18 protein-coding genes are annotated in these 17819 nt (G+C 66.3%); 7 read left to right on the top strand and 11 right to left on the bottom strand.

Translation table 11 applies throughout. From position 1 onward, the window contains the following. Window positions 1–40: 40 nt before the first annotated feature. The 6 genes from DN387_RS00450 to DN387_RS00425 form a co-directional block, all read right to left on the bottom strand. Complete coding sequence (locus DN387_RS00450) at window positions 41–2455, bottom strand: TonB-dependent receptor (protein ID WP_054914867.1); 2415 nt, start codon at window positions 2453–2455, stop codon at window positions 41–43. Window positions 2456–2558: 103 nt separating this feature from the next. After that, complete coding sequence (locus DN387_RS00445) at window positions 2559–3539, bottom strand: FecR domain-containing protein (protein ID WP_054914868.1); 981 nt, start codon at window positions 3537–3539, stop codon at window positions 2559–2561. Further along, window positions 3536–4099 carry an RNA polymerase sigma factor gene (locus DN387_RS00440; RefSeq protein WP_054914869.1) on the bottom strand — a complete coding sequence of 188 codons (564 nt, stop codon included), beginning with the start codon at window positions 4097–4099 and terminating at the stop codon, window positions 3536–3538. The genes DN387_RS00445 and DN387_RS00440 overlap by 4 nt, the downstream gene beginning before the upstream one ends. Before the next feature lie 4 nt (window positions 4100–4103). Next, window positions 4104–4430 carry a DUF3325 domain-containing protein gene (locus DN387_RS00435; RefSeq protein ID WP_043859708.1) on the bottom strand — a complete coding sequence of 109 codons (327 nt, stop codon included), beginning with the start codon at window positions 4428–4430 and terminating at the stop codon, window positions 4104–4106. Then, window positions 4430–6007 carry a PepSY domain-containing protein gene (locus DN387_RS00430; RefSeq protein WP_054914871.1) on the bottom strand — a complete coding sequence of 526 codons (1578 nt, stop codon included), beginning with the start codon at window positions 6005–6007 and terminating at the stop codon, window positions 4430–4432. Before DN387_RS00430 ends, DN387_RS00435 begins: the two co-directional genes overlap by 1 nt. Continuing rightward, window positions 6004–6309 carry a DUF3649 domain-containing protein gene (locus DN387_RS00425; RefSeq protein ID WP_054914872.1) on the bottom strand — a complete coding sequence of 102 codons (306 nt, stop codon included), beginning with the start codon at window positions 6307–6309 and terminating at the stop codon, window positions 6004–6006. The genes DN387_RS00430 and DN387_RS00425 overlap by 4 nt, the downstream gene beginning before the upstream one ends. 201 nt (window positions 6310–6510) lie before the next feature. Between DN387_RS00425 and DN387_RS00420 the strand changes: the two genes are divergently transcribed. The 5 genes from DN387_RS00420 to DN387_RS00400 all read left to right on the top strand — a co-directional run bounded on the left by DN387_RS00420 (window position 6511) and on the right by DN387_RS00400 (window position 11464). Further along, window positions 6511–7011, top strand: a complete 501-nt coding sequence (locus tag DN387_RS00420) for a sigma-70 family RNA polymerase sigma factor (protein WP_054914873.1) — start codon at window positions 6511–6513, stop codon at window positions 7009–7011. Further along, on the top strand, window positions 7008–7937 hold the full coding sequence (locus DN387_RS00415; RefSeq protein ID WP_054914874.1) for a FecR domain-containing protein: 930 nt from the start codon (window positions 7008–7010) through the stop codon (window positions 7935–7937). The genes DN387_RS00420 and DN387_RS00415 overlap by 4 nt, the downstream gene beginning before the upstream one ends. 89 nt (window positions 7938–8026) lie before the next feature. Next, window positions 8027–10357 (top strand): TonB-dependent Fe(3+) dicitrate receptor FecA, encoded by a 2331-nt coding sequence (fecA, locus tag DN387_RS00410; protein WP_054914875.1) that lies wholly within the window; start codon window positions 8027–8029, stop codon window positions 10355–10357. Between the two features lie 248 nt (window positions 10358–10605). Next, window positions 10606–11019, top strand: a complete 414-nt coding sequence (locus DN387_RS00405; RefSeq protein ID WP_043860410.1) for an HPF/RaiA family ribosome-associated protein — start codon at window positions 10606–10608, stop codon at window positions 11017–11019. A gap of 136 nt (window positions 11020–11155) precedes the next feature. Continuing rightward, window positions 11156–11464: a DUF3509 domain-containing protein gene (locus tag DN387_RS00400; protein ID WP_054914876.1), complete on the top strand. Its 309-nt coding sequence runs from the start codon at window positions 11156–11158 to the stop codon at window positions 11462–11464. Between the two features lie 7 nt (window positions 11465–11471). Here the strand turns inward: DN387_RS00400 and DN387_RS00395 are convergent, their stop codons facing one another. Beyond that, window positions 11472–11942 (bottom strand): phosphate-starvation-inducible protein PsiE, encoded by a 471-nt coding sequence (locus DN387_RS00395; protein ID WP_043860412.1) that lies wholly within the window; start codon window positions 11940–11942, stop codon window positions 11472–11474. A 255-nt stretch (window positions 11943–12197) separates the two neighbouring features. Here DN387_RS00395 and DN387_RS00390 point away from each other — a divergent pair, with 255 nt between their 5' ends. Next, a complete protein-coding gene (locus DN387_RS00390; RefSeq protein WP_043860413.1) occupies window positions 12198–12461 on the top strand; it encodes a YebG family protein in 264 nt (87 codons plus the stop codon). A 3-nt stretch (window positions 12462–12464) separates the two neighbouring features. On the opposite strand, the gene DN387_RS00385 is transcribed toward DN387_RS00390, so the two are convergent. Then, on the bottom strand, window positions 12465–13487 hold the full coding sequence (locus DN387_RS00385; RefSeq protein ID WP_054914877.1) for a Glu/Leu/Phe/Val dehydrogenase dimerization domain-containing protein: 1023 nt from the start codon (window positions 13485–13487) through the stop codon (window positions 12465–12467). Between the two features lie 116 nt (window positions 13488–13603). On the opposite strand from DN387_RS00385, the gene DN387_RS00380 reads away from it, so the two are divergent. Continuing rightward, entirely contained in the window at window positions 13604–14410 is an 807-nt protein-coding gene (locus DN387_RS00380; protein ID WP_043860415.1) for a SirB1 family protein, read from the top strand. 77 nt (window positions 14411–14487) lie between these two features. Here DN387_RS00380 and maiA read toward each other — a convergent pair whose 3' ends face one another. From maiA to hmgA, 3 genes are read right to left on the bottom strand one after another with little or no spacing between them, the layout of a single operon-like run. Next, window positions 14488–15114, bottom strand: a complete 627-nt coding sequence (gene maiA / locus DN387_RS00375; protein WP_054914878.1) for a maleylacetoacetate isomerase — start codon at window positions 15112–15114, stop codon at window positions 14488–14490. A 12-nt stretch (window positions 15115–15126) separates the two neighbouring features. Continuing rightward, on the bottom strand, window positions 15127–16419 hold the full coding sequence (fahA, locus tag DN387_RS00370; RefSeq protein WP_054914879.1) for a fumarylacetoacetase: 1293 nt from the start codon (window positions 16417–16419) through the stop codon (window positions 15127–15129). Window positions 16420–16421: 2 nt separating this feature from the next. Beyond that, entirely contained in the window at window positions 16422–17723 is a 1302-nt protein-coding gene (gene hmgA, locus DN387_RS00365; RefSeq protein ID WP_043860418.1) for a homogentisate 1,2-dioxygenase, read from the bottom strand. Between the last annotated feature and the right edge of the window lie 96 nt (window positions 17724–17819).

The following is a 17819-nucleotide window of genomic DNA, read 5'->3' as shown; positions in this document are numbered from 1 at the left end:
GGCCCCCACCGCCCTCACGGTGGGTGTTCTTCCTGTGCTCTCAGAACTCCAGGGTGCTCGACAGGCTCACCTGCCGCGAATCCCCCACTGCCACGAAGTAACGGTTTACCGCCGAGCTGTAGTAGGTCTTGTCGAACAGGTTCTTCACGTTCAGCTGAAAGCGCACCTTGTGCTCATCCAGCCGGGTTTCATAACTGGCGAACGCATCCGCCACGGTGTACGCCGGCAGGTCGAAATCGTTCTCCGCGTTGCCGGCCCGCTCGCCCACATAGCGCGCCCCGGCGCCGACCCGCAGGCGATCACCACCGAACAGGCTGCCCACGTCATACACCGCCGACAACGACCCGGTATGCCGCGCCACGTTCTGTAGGCGGTTGCCCTTGAGCTTGGGGTCCTGGGACACTTGGGCGTCGGTGAAGGCATAGCTGCCGATCAGGCTCCAGCGCTCGCTCACCTGCCCGGTGAGGTCCATCTCCAGGCCGCGCGACTTCACTTCGCCGGCGCTGCTGTACAGGGTGTCGCCGGTGGCCGTGTCGAAATTGGCCACCAGCACGTTCTGCTTGGTGATGTCGAACAACGCCACGCTGCCGGTGATCGCCCCCGGCAGGTCGAGCTTGGCCCCCAGCTCCCACGACTTGCCCTCTTCGGGGGCAATCGAGGAATCCAGCACCAGGCCACCGGTCATCGGCGCGATGCTGGAGTTGGGCTTGAACGACTCGGTGTAGCTGCCATAGAACGACAGCGTGTCGTCGACCTTGTACACCAGCCCCGCACGCGGCACCCAGGCCTGGCCGCTGTTGTCGGTGTTGGCCTTGAACGGCCGGCCGCGACCGGCGTACTGGTCGAACTGCTGATAGCGCGCACCGGCCACCAGAATCCAGTGCTCGTCGAGGTGGATCGAGTCCTGGAAGAACAACGCGTTGCTACGCAGCTTGTCGGTCTGGTCGCTGTCGCTGTCGCGCACGGCGGTGCCGGGCTGGACCTGGCCGTACACCGGGTCCAGGTAATCGAAGGTGTTGCGGGCGCCGCGAATCAGGTCGGCACGAAACACCTTGCGGTACTCGTCATCCACCCCCACCAGCACGTCGTGCTGCATGCCTGCCAGTTGCAGCTTGCCGTCCAGGCTGACAGTGGCGAAGCGGTCGCTGCTCAGGGCGCCACGGGTGCCGTCCAGGTTGCGCGTGAGGGTGCCCTTGGCAGGGTCAACCGCGGTGACGCGCACCTGGCTGGCATCGTAGGTTTCGCGGTTGAAGCTGTAGCCGAAGTGGAGTTTCCAGTCATCGGCAAGCTGATGGTCGACCTCCAGGCGGTACAGGTCCGAGCGCCCTTCCATGTTGTTGAAGGGCTCGTCCAGCCGACGTGTGCTGGGGATGTTCAGCGGGTGGTTGGTGCGCGGGTCGATGGCCGTGCCGCGGTCGAACGGGTACAGGAACTCGCGGTGCTCATAGGCCAGCTGCACCTGGGTGTCTTCACCGAACCAGGCCAGCGACGGCGCCACCAGCGTCTCGCGGTGGGTGCCGAAGTTGCGCCAGTAGTCTTCGTCCTCGTGGTCGAGCACCAGGCGGTAGGCGAAGTTGCTGTCGCCCAGCGCGCCGGTACTGTCGAGCCCGCCGCCGCTGCCGTTCTTGCCGCTGCCATAGCTGGAGCCGCGCAGGTTCAGGGCGTTGTAGCGCTGCAGTTGCGGGCGCTTGCTGACCACGTTGATCACCCCGCCCGGGTCCTGGATGCCGTACAGCAGCGAGGCCGGGCCCTTGAGCACTTCGACCCGCTCGGTGCTGGCATTGAGGCTGCGCCCCTGCACCAGCGGCATGCCGTCACGCATGATCGAGCCGTCGCGGTTATCGCCGAAGCCGCGCTTCATCACGGTGTCGGCGGTGGCGCCGAAGTTGTTGCCCTGGGTGATGCCGCTGACGTTGCTCAGCGCATCGTCGAGGTTGCGCGGCGCCTGGTCGGCGAGCACCTGGGCCGGCACCACGTTGATGGCCTGGGGGATCTCCAGGTTCGGCACCTGGCTGCGCATGATCGCGCTGGTGGCCGGCGGCTGGTAGCTGCCGACGCTGTCCTGCTGGGACGAGACCGTGGTGGGCTCGAGGTTGAGTGCACCGGCCTGGGCCAGCGGTTCAACGGTAAGGGTGCGCGCATTCACGCGGCGGTAGGTGAAGCCGCTGTTGCCCAGCAGGCGCTGCAGGGCCTGCTCGGCACTGAACGTGCCCGTCAGGGCCGGCGCGGCAAGGCCGGGCAGCTCGACGGTGTAGACCACGCTCAACCCGGTGACCCGGCTGAAGTCGTTGAGCGCCTGGGGCAAGGGTTTGCTGGGCTGGGCAAAGCGGTACACCTGCTCGACCTGCTGCGCCGCCACCGCCTGGCTCACGCCCGCCCCCAGCGGCAGCCACGCTGCCGCCCCAAGCCCGATTGAAACGCAACGCACCAACGATGATTTTGCCCTGAACTTCATGCCGTCGACCTGTGAGTGAACCTATTTCATGCGAATGAATCGCACTTTCAATCACTACACGGTTGCCGCACGTACTTACCTCACCGGGCCGTGAAAATATTTTTCAGCGCAGAAGCGTGACCCGCCCGAGCAGGGTCTTGCGCTGGAAGCCGGCCACCGCCCCCAGGGCGTCCAGCGCCGCCAGCGGGTCGGCGGCGGGGAAGCTGCCGCTTACCTTGCGCGCCGCCAGGGCGTCGTCCAGCAGCACGATGCGCCCGGGGTAATGCCGGACCAGGTCGTCGACTACCTGCGCCAGCGGCGCCTGGTAGTAGTTGAGCCAGCCCTGGCGCCAGGCCAGGCGGTTCTCGCTGTCCACGCCCTGCACTGCACCGGCCAGGCCCTGGGCGTACTCCACCTGCTGGCCGGCCGTGAGCACCTGCTGCGACTGCCCCGGCGCCGGCGTGACCCCGACCTTGCCCGATAGCACGGTAACGGTGGTGCCCTGGGGCTGGCGACGCACCTCGAACCGGGTACCCATCACCCGCACCTCGCCGCCATCGGCCTGCACGGTGAACGGCGCACCGGTATGCGTGACCTCGAAGAACACCGCGCCGCGCCGCACCTGCACGCGACGCTGCCCACCGCTGAAGTCCACGTCGATGGCGCTGTCGGCATCCAGCAGCAGGTGTGACTGGTCGGCCAGGGTCACGGCCTTGAGCTCGCCCACCGCGGCCACGTAATCGGCGCCCAGGTCATCGACCCAGTTGGCCGGGTGCCAGCCCGCCCCCATCGCCACGCCCAGTACCACGCTGGCAGCCAGTGCCAACCCGGCCACACGGGCCGGCCAACGGCGCCGAGGCCGGTCCATCGCGCGCAGGTAGGCGTCCAGTGCCGGGGCGTCTTCGGCGGCCAGGCGTGCTGCAGGCGCGGCGGTCTGCTGCCACAGCGCCTGGGCCTGGCGCCAGGCCTGCGGGTGCGCAGGGTCGGCCAGCAACCAGCGCTTGAACGCGGCGCCCTCGGCACGCGCGGGCTGCTGGTTGATCTGGCCGAGCCAGGCGAGCGCGGCCTGCTGCTGTTCGGCGGTAGGTGGGGCTGGAGCGTTCATCGCGGGGCATTCCCTGGCTTGCGGGGCACGGCAGGCTCGGCGGCGATACTCGCCTTGCAGGCCTCGAGGGCACGCATCATATGTTTTTCCACGGCGCTTTGGGACAGGCCCATGGCCCGCGCAATGTCGGCATAGGTGCGGCCGTGAACACGGTTGAGCAGGAAGATCTGGCGGGTGCGCTCGGGCAGCTCGCGCAGGGCAGCCTCGATCCGACGCAGGTCGCTGCCGGCCTCCAGCGCGGCCTCGGGCTCGCTGGCATGGTTGTCTTGATGCGGCGCCAGCAGGCTGTCGTTGATCCGCTCGCGGGCGCCTTGGCTGCGCAGGTGGTCGATGGCGATATTGCCGGCGCAGCGCAGCAGGTAGGTGTCCAGCGCCTCGACCTCGACCTGCGGGCGACGCCAGAAGCGCAGGAACAGTTCCTGCACCAGGTCGGCGGCGGTGGCCCGACAGCCCACGCGGCGGCTGACCAGGCGCTCCATGCGCGCACGCTGGGCCACGAACACCTGCACGAAACGTGCGCGGCCCGGGGCGTCGTCGTGGCTGTCGAGCGGCTCGCTCATCGTTTCAGTACGGCGCCAGCAGTGCCAGCGGCGCCAGCACCAGGCTGGCCGCGGCCAGGCCCAGCAGCAGGCGCGGGGCGTAGGGAAGGACGAACACCCACGCGCACAAGCCGCCCATCACTACCGCGCTCAGCTCCACCAGGCCCATGGCCCAGCCGCTGTGACGCACCGCCAGCCCCAGTGCCACGGCGATCAGCAACCAGCCGCCCATGCGCAGGCCACGCAGGCGGCGGGGCGTAGGCTTGTGCCCCAGCAGGTCGGTGTAATGGCGCTCCATGGCCAGGCACAACGCCGCCACTGCGGCAAAGCCGAACAACGCGATGGCCAGCATCACTGCACCTCGCTTTCGATCAGCGGTGCGGCCCTGGGCGTGCGTGCCGCGCGCTTGGGCGCCAACACCTGCGGGCGCAGCATCTTGCGCGCCATCCAGGCCAGCAGCAGGCCACAGCCCAGCGCCGTGAGGTCGAACCCGGCAATCATCCAGTCGCCCTGGGCGATCGCAGGCAGCAGGCCGGTGCCGGTGGTCAGGGCGTTGAGCACCGGCAAGGCGGCGAACAGTACCGCGCCCAGCAGCAGTTGCTCGCCCCAGGCGCGGCGCCCGGGGCGCAACAGTGCGTGCAGCAGGGCCAGGCCCCAGACGGCAAAGAAGCTGTCGACCTCAAGATCGGCACGTCTTTCAAGGGCCACCGGCAACAGGCGGTTGGCCCAGAAGAACGCCGCCACGGCGAGGATCAGCCCGCTCATGCTGGCGATGTTGAGCACCTCGACCAGACGCAGCTCGAAGGGCTGGTTGCCACTCTTGGCGTGCTTGAGCTGGCGCTTGCCCAGCCACATCACCAGCCCCGTGCCGATCACGGCAGTGCCGGCCAGGCCGAACACGAAGTAAAGCCAGCGCAGCGTCGGGCCGGCGAAGTGGCCCATGTGCAGGCCGTACATGCCGGCGGCAATCACCAACGGCGTGCTCTGCTCGCCCGGGGCCTTGAGCGGGGTGCCCTGCACGCCGTCGAACAGCCAGCCGGCGCCGCGGTTCTGGGCGATACCCTCGTTGCTGGCACGCACCAGGCGCACCCGTGCGTTGAGGTCACCGGGGTTCTGCACCTCGACCCAGCTGATCTCGCTGCCGGGCGCCTGCTGGCGCGCCTGGGCATACAGCTGCGCCAGCGGCACCAGCGGTGCCGGGGTGCCCGCCGGCTTGACCGGCTCATCGCGCGAAAACAGCTCGTTGTAATAGGCCTGGAGGTTGTCGCCATACATCGTGCTGATGCTGGCCGGCATCACCATGGCCATGAAGATCACCAGGCTGCTGTAGCTGATCATCAGGTGGAACGGCAGCACCAGCACGCCGATCGCGTTGTGGCCGTCGAGCCAGGAACGCTGGCCCTTGCCGGGGCGGAAGGTGAAGAACTCCTTGAAGATCTTCTTGTGGGTGATGATGCCGGTGACCAGCCCCACCAGCATCATCAGCGCGCAGAAGGTCGACAGCCAGCGGCCCCACGGGTAGGGCATCTGCAACTGGAAGTGGAAGCGGTAGAAGAACTCGCCGCCGCTGCTGTCGCGCGGGTGCAGTTGATTGCCGGTGGCGGGGTCGAGGATCTTTTCGTTGAAATCGCGCCGGCCAGCGCCGGGTGCACGCCAGCCCACGCGCAGGGTCGGGTCGCGCGCTTCGGGCAACTGGATGAACCAACTGCCGGCATCGGCGGCGTTGGTTTGCAGGTAGCGCTGCGCCAGGCTCAGGCTGGCGGTGGTGTCGAGGGTGCGGTACGGGATCTCCGGCTGGGTCCAGTGGCTGATTTCGCTCTTGAAGTACGACAGCGTGCCGGTGAGGAAGATCGCGAACAGCAGCCAGCCGAAGATCAGCCCGGCCCAGGTGTGCAGCCAGGCCATGGCCTGGCGAAAGCCTTCTTTCATGGGGTTTGCATCCAGTAGGCCAGGCCGTTGATGGCGGCCAGCGCGGCGCCGGGCAGCAGCACCCCGAGCCAGGCATGCCAGGCGCTGCGACAGGCGAAGCACCAGAGGATCGCCACCAGGTAGAACAGAAACGACAGCATCATGCCGGTGACGACCGCGTCGGCCTTGGGCATGGGCACCAACAGGGTGATGCACACGCTGGCCATGGCCGCCAGCAGGTAACCGCCGAGCAGCGCCGCGAGGCTGCGCGAGGTCACGGCCAGGCGATAACTGAAGGGCAGCCCGGCGGCTTTGCTTTTCATGACAGCGGGTCCAGTGTGAGGAGGGGCGTAATATTAATGATTAATATTCGCAGATGCAAAGACACCGCTTCAACCGGCCATGAAGAAGCAGATCGGTGGTATGGCCGCTTGCAGCGGGTGGCTTGAAGCCTGTGGCTTCAAATCCTACAATGCGAACAATTCTTATTCTTTTGCGCACCCCCCGGCGCCGGAGTTGTCACGGTGCCCAGTGCCCAGCCCGCCCCTGCTTCGCTCGAAGGCCTCTACAGCGCCCATCACAACTGGCTCACCGGCTGGCTGCGACAGCGCCTGGGCTGCCCGCACAGCGCCGCCGACCTGGCCCAGGACACCTTCATGCGCCTGCTGCAGGCGCGCGAAACACCAACGCTCAACGAACCTCGCGCCTTCCTCACCACGGTGGCCAAGCGCGTGCTGTTCAACCACTACCGCCGCCAGGACCTGGAACGCGCCTACTACCAGGCACTGGCCCAGCTACCCGAAGCGGTGGCGCCTTGCGAAGAACATCGCGCGATCATTCTGGAAACCCTGATCGAACTCGACCGGCTGCTCGACGGCCTGCCCGTGGTGGTCAAGCGCGCCTTCCTGATGGCCCAGGTCGACGGCCTGGGCTACGCCGACATCGCCCGGCAGCTGGGCATTTCGCTGGCCACCGTGAAGCGCCATCTGAACAAGGCGGCCATGCGCTGCTACTTCGCCCTGTGAACGCCCAGGAATTCTCGCCAAAGGTGGCAGAACAGGCGGTGCACTGGCTGATCGAACTGCAGGGCGGTGCCCTCGACAGCCGCCAGCAACTGGCCATGGAGCACTGGCTGCAGGCCAGCGAAGAACACCGTCGCGCCTGGGAACACATACAGCGGGTCAATCAGCGCCTGCGCGGGCTGTCTTCGCCACTGGCGCACGCCGCCCTGCAGGCGCCACGCTCGGCCAGCCGGCGGCGCGCGCTCAAGGCGCTGTTGCTGCTCGGGGTGGGCGGCGCCTGCGGGCTGGCCCTGCAGCAGCACAACCCGCTGCCGCCCCTGCTGGCCGACTACCGCAGCCCGCTGGGCCAGCGCCGCCAGATGCGCCTGGACGACGGCACGCACCTGCACCTGAACACCGCCAGCGCCGCCGACGTGCGTCTGGACCGCGAACAGCGGCTGATCCACCTGCTCGAAGGCGAACTGCTGCTCAATGTGGCCGACGACCCCCGCCCCCTGCGCGTGGTGACCGGCAACGGCCTGCTGCAGCTGTCGAGCGGGCGCTTCAACGTGCGCCAGTGGGCCGACCACAGCCAGGTGGCGGTGCTGCAGGGCCGGGCGATGCTTGCCGGGCATGCGCTTGAAGCCGGGCAGCAGGCGCGTTTCGACGGGCCACGCTGGGGCGCCACCGATGCGGTGGATGCCAACACCGGCGCCTGGGTCGACGGCATGCTGGTGGCTGCGCATACGCGCCTGGGGGACTTCATCGACGACCTGGCCCGCTACCGTCGCGGCCAGCTCACGTGCGATCCGGCGGTGGCCGACCTGCTGCTGTCGGGCAGCTACCCGCTGGCCGACAGCGAACGCATCCTGGACCTGCTGGAGGTGTCGCTGCCGGTGCGCGTGCGGCGCTTCACCCGCTACTGGGTCACGGTAGAAGCCCGCGCCTGAGATTATTTTCAGAACCTTGAGCCGTTTTTTCATCTCGCGTGACAGAGAAGGCAGAACCCTTTGCCCCGACCTTCTCAAGGACCCTTTGCATGCCGCTTCGCCTAAGCCCCCTCGCCCATGCCCTGCTGCTGGGCGCCAGCCTCACCTTCGGCGCCGTTGCGCCCCTGCACGCCGCCCAGGCACGCACCTACCACATCGCCCCGATGTCGCTGGAAGACGCCCTGAACCAGTTCGGGCGTGAAAGCGGCGTGCTGATCTCGTTCGGCTCGCAGGTGACCCAGGGCGTGAAAAGCCGTGGCCTGGAAGGCGAGTATTCCACTGCACAGGGCCTGGCCGCGCTGCTTGAAGGCACCGGCCTGCAGGCCCGCGCCGAAGGCGACAACGCCTACAGCCTGCAACCGCTGGCCCCGGCCGCCGGCGCGCCGCTGGAGCTGGGCAGTTCCAGCGTGGTCGGCGACTGGCTGGGTGAAGCCACCCAGGACAACGTGTTCGAACACCCCGGCGCACGGGACGTGATCCGCCGTGAAGAGTTCGAACGCACCGGCGCCAGCAGCGCACGGGAAGTGCTCAACCGCATACCCGGGGTGAATGCGCCGGAAAACAACGGCACCGGCAGCCACGACATGGCGCTGAACTTCGGCATTCGCGGGCTCAACCCGCGCCTGGCCTCGCGCTCAACGGTGCTGATGGACGGCATTCCGGTGCCGTTTGCGCCCTATGGCCAGCCACAGCTGTCGTTCGCGCCGATCAGCCTGGGCAACATGGACGCGGTGGACGTGGTACGCGGCGGCGGCGCCGTGCGCTACGGGCCGCAGAACGTGGGCGGCATCGTCAACTTCGTGACCCGCGCGATCCCCGACGAACCCACGCTGAAGGCCGGCCTGCAGACCCAGACCAGCCCCTCCTCCAGCCATGACGGTTTCAAGAGCAGCGCCAACCTGCTGGCCGGCGGCACCGCCGACAACGGCCTGGGCGGCGCGATCCTGTATTCGGGCACCCGCGGTGGCGACTGGCGCGAGCACAGCGACACGCAGATCGACGACCTGATCCTCAAGGGCAAGCTGCAACTGGACGAGGCCAACAGCCTGCATGCCATGGCGCAGTATTACGAGGGCGAGGCGCAGATGCCCGGCGGCCTCAACGTGGCCGACTACGACGCCGACCCGTACCAGTCGACCCGCCTGCAGGACAAGTTCTGGGGCCGGCGCACGATGTTCAACGCCGGTTACGACTACAAGGAAGGCGAGCGCCAGTTCAGCGTCAACAGCTTCTTCACCAAGACCCTGCGCAGTGGCTACCTGGTGCAGAACAGGTCGATCTCGCTGTCGCCGCGCGAGTACTGGGTGCGCGGCATCGAAACCCGTTTCACCCAGGGCTTTGCGCTGGGCGACAGCCACCACGAGGTGGGCCTGGGCTACCGCTACATCAACGAGGCCGGGCACGAGCTGCGCTACATGGAGAGCGTCAGCGCCGGCCAGTTGCCAACCACCTCCAGCCCCAACGACCGCGACACCCGTGGCGGCACCGATGCCCATGCGCTGTTTCTGGATGACCGCATCGACATCGGCCAGTGGACCATCACCCCGGGTATCCGCTACGAGATGATCAAGTCGCAGCAGAGCAACAAGCTCAAGGGCCTGGAATACAAGGGCGACTACAACACCGCGTTGCCGGCGCTGAACGTGATGTACCACCTGAGCGACAGCTGGAACCTCTACGCCAACACCGAGGGTTCGTTCGGCAGCGTGCAGTACAGCCAGATGCCCAACCGCGTGAACCAGGGTGAAGTGAAGCCCGAGAAGGCCCGCACCTGGGAGCTGGGCACGCGCTACGACAACGGCAACCTGCAGGCCGAGGCCGGGCTGTTCCTGATCAATTTCGACAACCAGTACGAAAGCAACCAGACCACCGACGACGTGATCGCCCGTGGTGAAACCCGCCACCAGGGCCTGGAAACGAGCGTGAAGTACGCGCTGGACGGCCTCACGCCGGCGCTGGCCGGGTTCGATGTGTACGCCAGCTATGCCTTCGTTGACGCGACCATCCGCGAAGATGGGCCGAACAAGGGCAATCGTGTGCCGTTCTCCTCCAGGCACAAGGGCACGCTGGGGCTGGGTTACACCGACGGACCGTGGAAGCTGAACCTGGACAGCACCTACCAGAGCAGCCAGTTCGCCGACAACGCCAACACCTCGGCCCAAAGCGCAGACGGCGCGGCCGGGCGCATCCCGGGCTACATGCTGTTCAGCAGCCGCGCCGGCTATGACTTCGGGCCGCAGCTGTCGAACCTGAACGTGGCGGTGGGGGTGAAGAACATCTTCAACCACCAGTACTTCACGCGCTCGTTCGACGACAACAACAAGGGCAAGTATGTGGGTGAGCCACGGACGGTCTATCTGCAGACATCGGTCGCTTTCTGATCGGTAGCGCCTGCTTCGCCGGCAAGGCCGGCTCCTACAGGAGCGCACCTTGCCGGGGGGTCGCGCATTGACTCAGGACACCCCCAGACAACCTTTCACGTGTTTAATTGCCACAAAATATTTTTCTTCTTCAAGCACTTGAAAAGTTCTGCCAACTGCCTGACCTTGTAGTCAAGAGGCGATGATTTCCACAGGCCGCAATGGCCCGCATCGTTCTCTTGCGAGCTAGCTGAATAAGGGATTGAACTATGCAAATCCAAGTCAACAGCGACAACCATATCCAAAGCAGTGCCCGTCTCGAAGAGTGGGTACGCACTACGGTAGAAAGCACGCTCGAACGCTACGAAGAAGACCTCACCCGCATCGAAGTCCACCTGCGCGATGAGAACGGCGACAAGCCAGGCCCCCACGACATGCGCTGCCAGATGGAGGCACGCCCCAAAGGCCATCAACCGATTTCCGTCAGCCACAAGGCCGATAGCCTGGAGCAGGCCATCGAAGGCGCCGCGACCAAACTCGAGCATTCCCTCGAGCACCTGTTCGGCAAACTGCGCGGCAAACGCGGCGTGACCCAGAAGGTCGCAACCGCCCCGGCAGCCGATGCCCTGCTGCAGGAAGAATTCCTGGAGAACGAGCAAGCCCTGCAGGCCCGTCAGGCCTGACAGCCAAGGCAATGAAAGAAGGCGAGCCACGGCTCGCCTTTTTTATTGACCACTCGGCACCTGCCCCGCAACGCCACCTGAACCAACCTGGCCAGGGCCCGGTCAATCAGAACATGTCTTTGCCAGGTACAGCCCCATGGTCAACCCCTTCCAACAGATCAACGCTGCATTTGCCGACACCTACCGGGTCAACCTGAGTATCGAGCGGCTCGATGGCAGCATCATGCTGACCCTGTCCGACGATCAGGGCGTGGTGGCCAAGCGCCTGATCAGCCCGGCCCAGCGCAATGACCCCAAGCGCCTGGCGCGCCTGATCGAGAGCGTGCGCTTTGGCATTGCCATCGAGCAGGGCCACAGCGCCATGGAGATTCTGGCCAGCATGACCCGCGACGGTGCACGCACCCCGGGCCTGCGCGCCGCCAGCGAGCGCCGCGCGGGGGCGTGAGCCAAGGCTACTTGGCCTCTTCGATTTCCTTGCCGCTGGCGTCGATGGCCTTGGTGGAGGGGTAGCGCGACGAGGCGTAGCGCACCACCAGGATCGAGAACGACAGCAGCAGGATCCCGCCGCACACATACAGCAGGCCCACGTCGGGGGCCTTGTGGTGCGACACATCGCCGATCAGCAGGCGCGTGAGCGCGGTGATCGCCACGTACAGCAGGAAGCGGATGGGCATGTGGTTGGTCTTGAAGTAGATCCCCACCATCGCCCCCAGCTCCAGGTAGATGAACAGCAGCAGGATGTCATCGACGCTCACCCCACCCTTGCCGATCATCTCGATGAATGCCGACACCGCCGCATAGGCGGTGATGGCACCGATGCCGAACAGTGCCAGGTAATGAAAGGCCTCCACGCACAGGTTGCCCAGCGAATCCGCCGAGCCATGCAGGCCCTTGCGCACTTTTTCAGCCCATTTGATGTTCACGATGCGAATTCCTTGGAAACGACGAAGGGAGGATGCGCCACCCAGGTGACGCTTTGCCTGCATGCAGTAAAAAGGCCAGCGGCACAGCTTGAGAAGGCGACCGATTGCCGCAAGACACCCGCCACCCCACCATTGCGAGCAAATTGAGCTATAAAAATGCCACTACCCAAACGTGGTGGTTTGCCTTATGCTTTTACCTGTATAAAAACACAGTACTCGTACACATCAATTATCGAAAGGCATGTGAGGTGATGAATGGCCGTCGAAGTGGTATACCGCAGCAGCCGCGATCTGGAGCGCTTGTTCATGGATAAAGCTGAAGCAGACCGTCACGACAAGATGCTCGAGCTGGCCGAACTGCTCGCCGAGGTGCTGCAGAAGGCCGTGCCGTCGCTGAGCGAACAGCAGGTCGAGGAAGCGGGTATCTACATGGCGAAGAACCGCGATGTGTTCGCCAAGGCCTTCAAGAGCCAGCCCGACGCGTTGTCCGAGCTGCTTGCCGAGCAGCCCGCCGAGTAGGCATCAGGCGTTGTACACCAGCTTCTCGGCCAGTTGCTGGGCCACGCGGGCCGGCGAACTCTTCTCGGCCTGGGCGTGGGCGAAGACCTCGGTCAGCCGCGTGGGGATGCGCGCCAGGTGCGCGGTGATGGTGCCAAGGTCCTGGCCCTGGTGGGTCAGCGCCACGTAGATCAGCCCGCCGGAATTGATGATGTAGTCCGGGGCATACAGAATGCCGCGGGTTTCGAGCTGGTCGGCGACCTGAAGGTGGGTCAGCTGGTTGTTCGCCGAGCCGGCCACCGCGGCACAGCGCAGCTGCATGACGCTCTGGCTGTTGAGCACCGGGCCCAGCCCGCACGGCGCGAAGATGTCGCAAGGCGTGCTGACCAGCGCTTCGCTGGCCACCGGCAGCGCATTCAACTGCTCCATGGCCAGTTGCACCCGCCCCGGGTCATGGTCGCTGACCAGCAGTACCGCCCCCGCCGCATGCAACTGCTCGGCCAGGGCAAACCCGACATTCCCCAACCCCTGCACAGCCACGCGCAACCCTTCCAGGTTGTCGGTGCCCAGGCGCGCCATCGCCGTGGCGCGGATGCCGGCGAACACGCCCATGGCCGAATGCGGCGAAGGGTCGCCGGCGGTGGTGGTACTGGTGACGTGCCGGGTGCTCTGGGCGATGCAGTCCATGTCCAGGGTCGAGGTGCCGCTATCGGTCGCGGTGATGTAGCGCCCCTCCAGGCTGTCGACGAAGCGCCCGAAGGCCTCGAACAGCGCAGCGCGGTTTTCCACATGGGGGTTGCGGATGATCACCGCTTTGCCACCGCCCAGCGGCAGGCCCGCCAGGGCAGCCTTGTAGCTCATGCCCTGGGCCAGGCGAATGGCATCGGTCATTGCGGTGTCGTCGTCCGGGTAAGGCAGATAGCGACAACCGCCCATGGCCGGGCCCAGCCGCTGGTTGTGAATGGCGATCACCGCCTTGAGGCCCGTGGCCGGGTCGACGCACAGGTGCAGTGAGTGGGTGCGCGTGCTTTGCATGAGAGCGAACATTGCCCAGCCCTCGTGAGTCAGTGCTCCCACCAGTATAGGCGGCGCGAAGGCACACGTTGCGGCACTGGACGAACGCCCCTGCCGGCGCTACAACAGAAGCTTGAGCGGAGACTGCCATGACCCCACGCCAAGCCTGCCTGGCCTGCCTGGAACGCAACCCCGCCGCCCTGTTCGAGGCGGCGCTGTGGATCGCTGCCGAACATGATGCCAGCGTGCAGCCGGCCCAGGTGCTGGGCGAGTTGCAGCTCGTGCAGCAGCAGGTCAGCCAGAGCCTGCCCATGCTGCCGGTGAGCGAACTGGCGCAGCCGTTGCTGCGGGCGCTCAGCGCGGCGGGCTTCCAGCAGGACGAGTACCACCCGTTGCGCCCACAGGCGGCGCTGCTGAACAAGGTGCTGCAACGTCGTCGCGGGCAACCGCTGGCACTGGCGATCCTCACGCTGGAGCTGGCCCGCGGGCTGTCGATACCACTGGAGGGGGTGAATTTTCCGGGGCATTTCCTGTTGCGCGTGCCGGGGGCCGATCACCTGCTGGACCCCTGCGGCGGGCGCCGGTTGTACCCGGCCGATTGTCGCGAGTTGCTCAGCCGCCAGTTCGGCCCGCAGTTGCCGTTGAGCGCCGAGCATCTGGTGACGGCCAGCGCACAGCAGATGCTGCAACGACTGTCGCGCAACCTGCGTCAGTTGCATGCGAGCAATGATGATGACCTTGCGGCGCTGAAGGATGCCGAGCGGGTGTTGTTGCTGGGCTCGGCCAGCGCCAGCGACTACCTGGCGCGGGCGACCCTGTATCAGCGGCTGGATTGCCCGCAGGCAGAGCGGTTTGACCTGGAGCATGCGCTGATGCTGACGGATGACCCGATCCAGCGGTTGCGCCTGACCGAGCGGCTGAGCCACCTGCCGCCGCCGACGCCTTCGGTGCACTGAAAGCTTCGCCGGCCAGGCCGGCTCCTACACGGGCCGCGCAGCGCCTGCAGGAGCCGGCCTGGCCGGCGAATGGGCCATCAGGGGGTATCCGGCTGACGCGAAGGATGCGCCTGCACGAACGCATCATGCTCACCGGCCAGCGCCACCACCCGGCGAATCCGTGGCCAGCCCGACAGGTCCACATTGAACCGTTCGGCCGCATACACCTGCGGGATCAGGTACACATCCGCCAGCCCCGGCTCATCGCCGAAACAGAACCCCGCATCGCCGATCATCTGCTCCACCGCCGCCAGCCCCTGGGTGATCCAGTGGCCGATCCAGGCGTTCACCTGGGTGTCGTCATGCCCCAACTCACGCAGCTGGTTGAGCACGCTGACATTGTGCAGCGGGTGGATGTCGCAACCGATCAGCGCCGCCACGGCGCGCGCCTGCGCCCGCGCCACCGGCGACTGCGGCAACAGCGCAGGCTGTGGATAAACCTCCTCCAGGTACTCGATGATCGCCGGCGACTGCACCAGCAGCTCGCCCGAGTCGATACGCAGCGCCGGGATGCGCCCCTGGGGGTTCAGCCCCAGGAACTCGGTCTCGCGCTGCACGCCCTTGAGCAGGTTGACCGGCAGCGACTGGTAATCCAGCTGCTTGAGCGCCAGCGCAATGCGCACGCGGTACGACGAGGTAGAACGGTAGTAGGTATACAGTTCCATGCTCGTACCCTCTCAATGTGCCGGCAGGATCTTGCCGCGGCACTCGCCAAAACCGATCGACGCCACGCCATCACGCTTGCAGCGCGCGCGCAGGATGATCTCGTCGCCGTCTTCAAGGAACCTGCGCACCTCGCCACTGGCCAGTTCGATCGGCACCTTGCCGCCCTCGGTAATCTCCAGCAGGCTGCCGAACTGGCCAGGCTTGGCGCCCGACAGGGTGCCCGAACCGAACAGGTCGCCTGGCTGCAACTGGCAGCCGTTGACACTGTGGTGCGCAACCATCTGCGCCACGGTCCAGTACATGCTCAGGGTGTTGCTCAGGGTCAGGCGATGCGCCGGCAGGTTCTGCTCGCGCATGCGCTCGGTCAGCAGCAGCACTTCCAGCTCGATGTCGAACGCGCCACCCGCCTGGTCACGCGGGTCGAGCAGGTACGCCAGCGGCTGCGGATCGCCTTCGGGGCGTGCCGGCTGGGCACAGCGGAACGGCTCCAGCGCCTCGGCGGTGACCACCCAGGGCGACACGGTGGAGATGAAGCTCTTGGACAGGAACGGGCCCAGCGGCTGGTATTCCCAGGCCTGGATGTCGCGGGCCGACCAGTCGTTGAGCAGGCAGTAGCCGGCAACGTGTTCGCCTGCCTGCGCTACCGGGATGGCATCGCCCATGGCATTGCCCTGGCCGATCCAGATGCCCAGCTCCAGTTCGTAGTCCAGCCGCGCGCACGGGCCGAAGCTCGGCTCGGTTTGCCCGGCAGGCAGAGTCTGGCCGTTGGGCCGACGGACATCGGTGCCCGACGGGCGAATGGTCGACGCACGGCCGTGGTAGCCGATCGGCACGTACTTGTAGTTGGGCAGCAGCGGGTTGTCGGGGCGGAACAGCTTGCCGACGTTCTTGGCGTGCTCGATGCCTACGTAGAAGTCGGTGTAGTCGCCGATGCGCGCCGGCAGGTGCAACTGGCACTCGGCGGCCGGGTACAGGGCCGGCTTCAGCGCAACCTGGTGCGGGCTGTCGGCACCCAGCAGTTCGAGCAGGCGCTCGCGCAGGGCCACGCGGGCCTCACGGCCCAGGGCGAAATAGGCGTTCAGCGCACCACCGCGGGTGGCCTGCACCGCATTGCGGGCCTGGCCGTCGAACAGCCCGGCGGCCAGCACCGCGTCGAGGTCCAGAATCGCGTCACCGATGGCCACACCGCAGCGACGCTCGTCGCTGCCACGGCTGAAGATACCCAGCGGCAGGTTCTGCAGCGGGAAATCGCTATGCCCGTTGGCGTGCTCGACCCAACTGCGGGCAATGGCGGACTGGTTCATGGTTATCTCCGATTCGGGGTGAAGGTACTCGGCAAGGTGGCCCAGCACGTGTCGTAGTCGGCCTGCAGTTGCGGGCATTCAAGCGCATGGCGGGTCGGGCGCAGCACCTGGCTGGTCTCGAACATGAACGCCATGGTGTTGTCGATCTTGCTCGGTGCAAGGTCGGCGGCAATCGCCCTGGCGCAGGTTTCGGCATCCGGGCCGTGGGCGCTCATGCAGCTGTGCAGCGAGGCGCCGCCGGGCAGGAAGCCTTCGGCCTTGGCGTCGTACTCGCCCTTGATCAACCCCATGAACTCGTTCATCAGGTTGCGGTGGAACCACGGTGGACGGAAGGTGTTCTCGGCCACCATCCAGCGCGGCGGGAAAATCACGAAATCGATGTTGGCCATGCCCGGTACGCTGGTAGGCGAAGTGAGCACGGTGAAGATCGACGGGTCGGGATGATCGAAGCTGACCGTGCCGATGGTGTTGAAACGGCGCAGGTCGTATTTGTACGGCACGTTGTTGCCGTGCCAGGCCACCACGTCCAGCGGCGAGTGCTGCAGTTCGCAGCCCCACAGCTCGCCGAGGAACTTCTGTACCAGCGGCACCGGGCCCTGCTGCTCTTCGTAGTGGGCCACCGGCGCGAGGAAGTCGCGCGGGTTGGCCAGGCCGTTGCTGCCCAGCGGGCCCAGGTCCGGAATGCGCAGCGGCGCGCCGTGGTTTTCGGCAATGTAGCCACGCGCCTGACTGTCGAGCAGCTCGACGCGAAACTTCAGGCCACGGGGCAGCACGGCGATTTCCAGCGGCTCCACGTCCAGCACGCCCAGCTCGGTGACGAGGCGCAGGCGGCCCTGCTCGGGGACCAGCAGCAGTTCGCCATCGGCGTTGAAGAACACCCGCTCCATGGAACGGTTGGCGCGGTAGTTGTAGATGCTGATGCCGGCCGGCTTTTGCGCCGCCGAGTTGGCCGCCATGGCTACCCAGCCGTCGATGAAGTCGGTGGGCTCGGCCGGGATGTCCAGCGGGCTCCAGCGCAGCCGGTTGGGGGTTACCGGGCCCAGCGGGCCGCCGCTCAACTGGCGCTCGAGGCGTTCGAATGCCGGGTGCAGTGCCGATGGCCGGATACGGTACAGCCAGGTACGCCGCTGCTCGCTGCGCGCCATGGTGAATGCGGTGCCGGAAAAAAGCTCGGCATACAGGCCATACGGGGCTTTTTGCGGGGAGTTCTGGCCAACCGGCAGGGCGCCGGGCAATGCCTCGCTGGCAAATTCGTTGCCGAAGCCGCTCTGGTAAGCGAGGGCGGGAGTGGAATCGACGTTCATCGAGCCTCCAGTCAGGTAGCGTTATCATTATCGTAAACTGATTACGCATAACGTAATTTGATACCTGTAACCCGTCAAGCTATAAAGACGCCCACC

Source organism: Pseudomonas sp. FBF18 (genome assembly GCF_024261405.1).
Lineage (GTDB): Bacteria > Pseudomonadota > Gammaproteobacteria > Pseudomonadales > Pseudomonadaceae > Aquipseudomonas > Aquipseudomonas palmensis.
The sequence above is the reverse complement of the archived record's forward strand: the minus strand, read 5'-3'. Positions and strand labels throughout refer to the sequence as shown.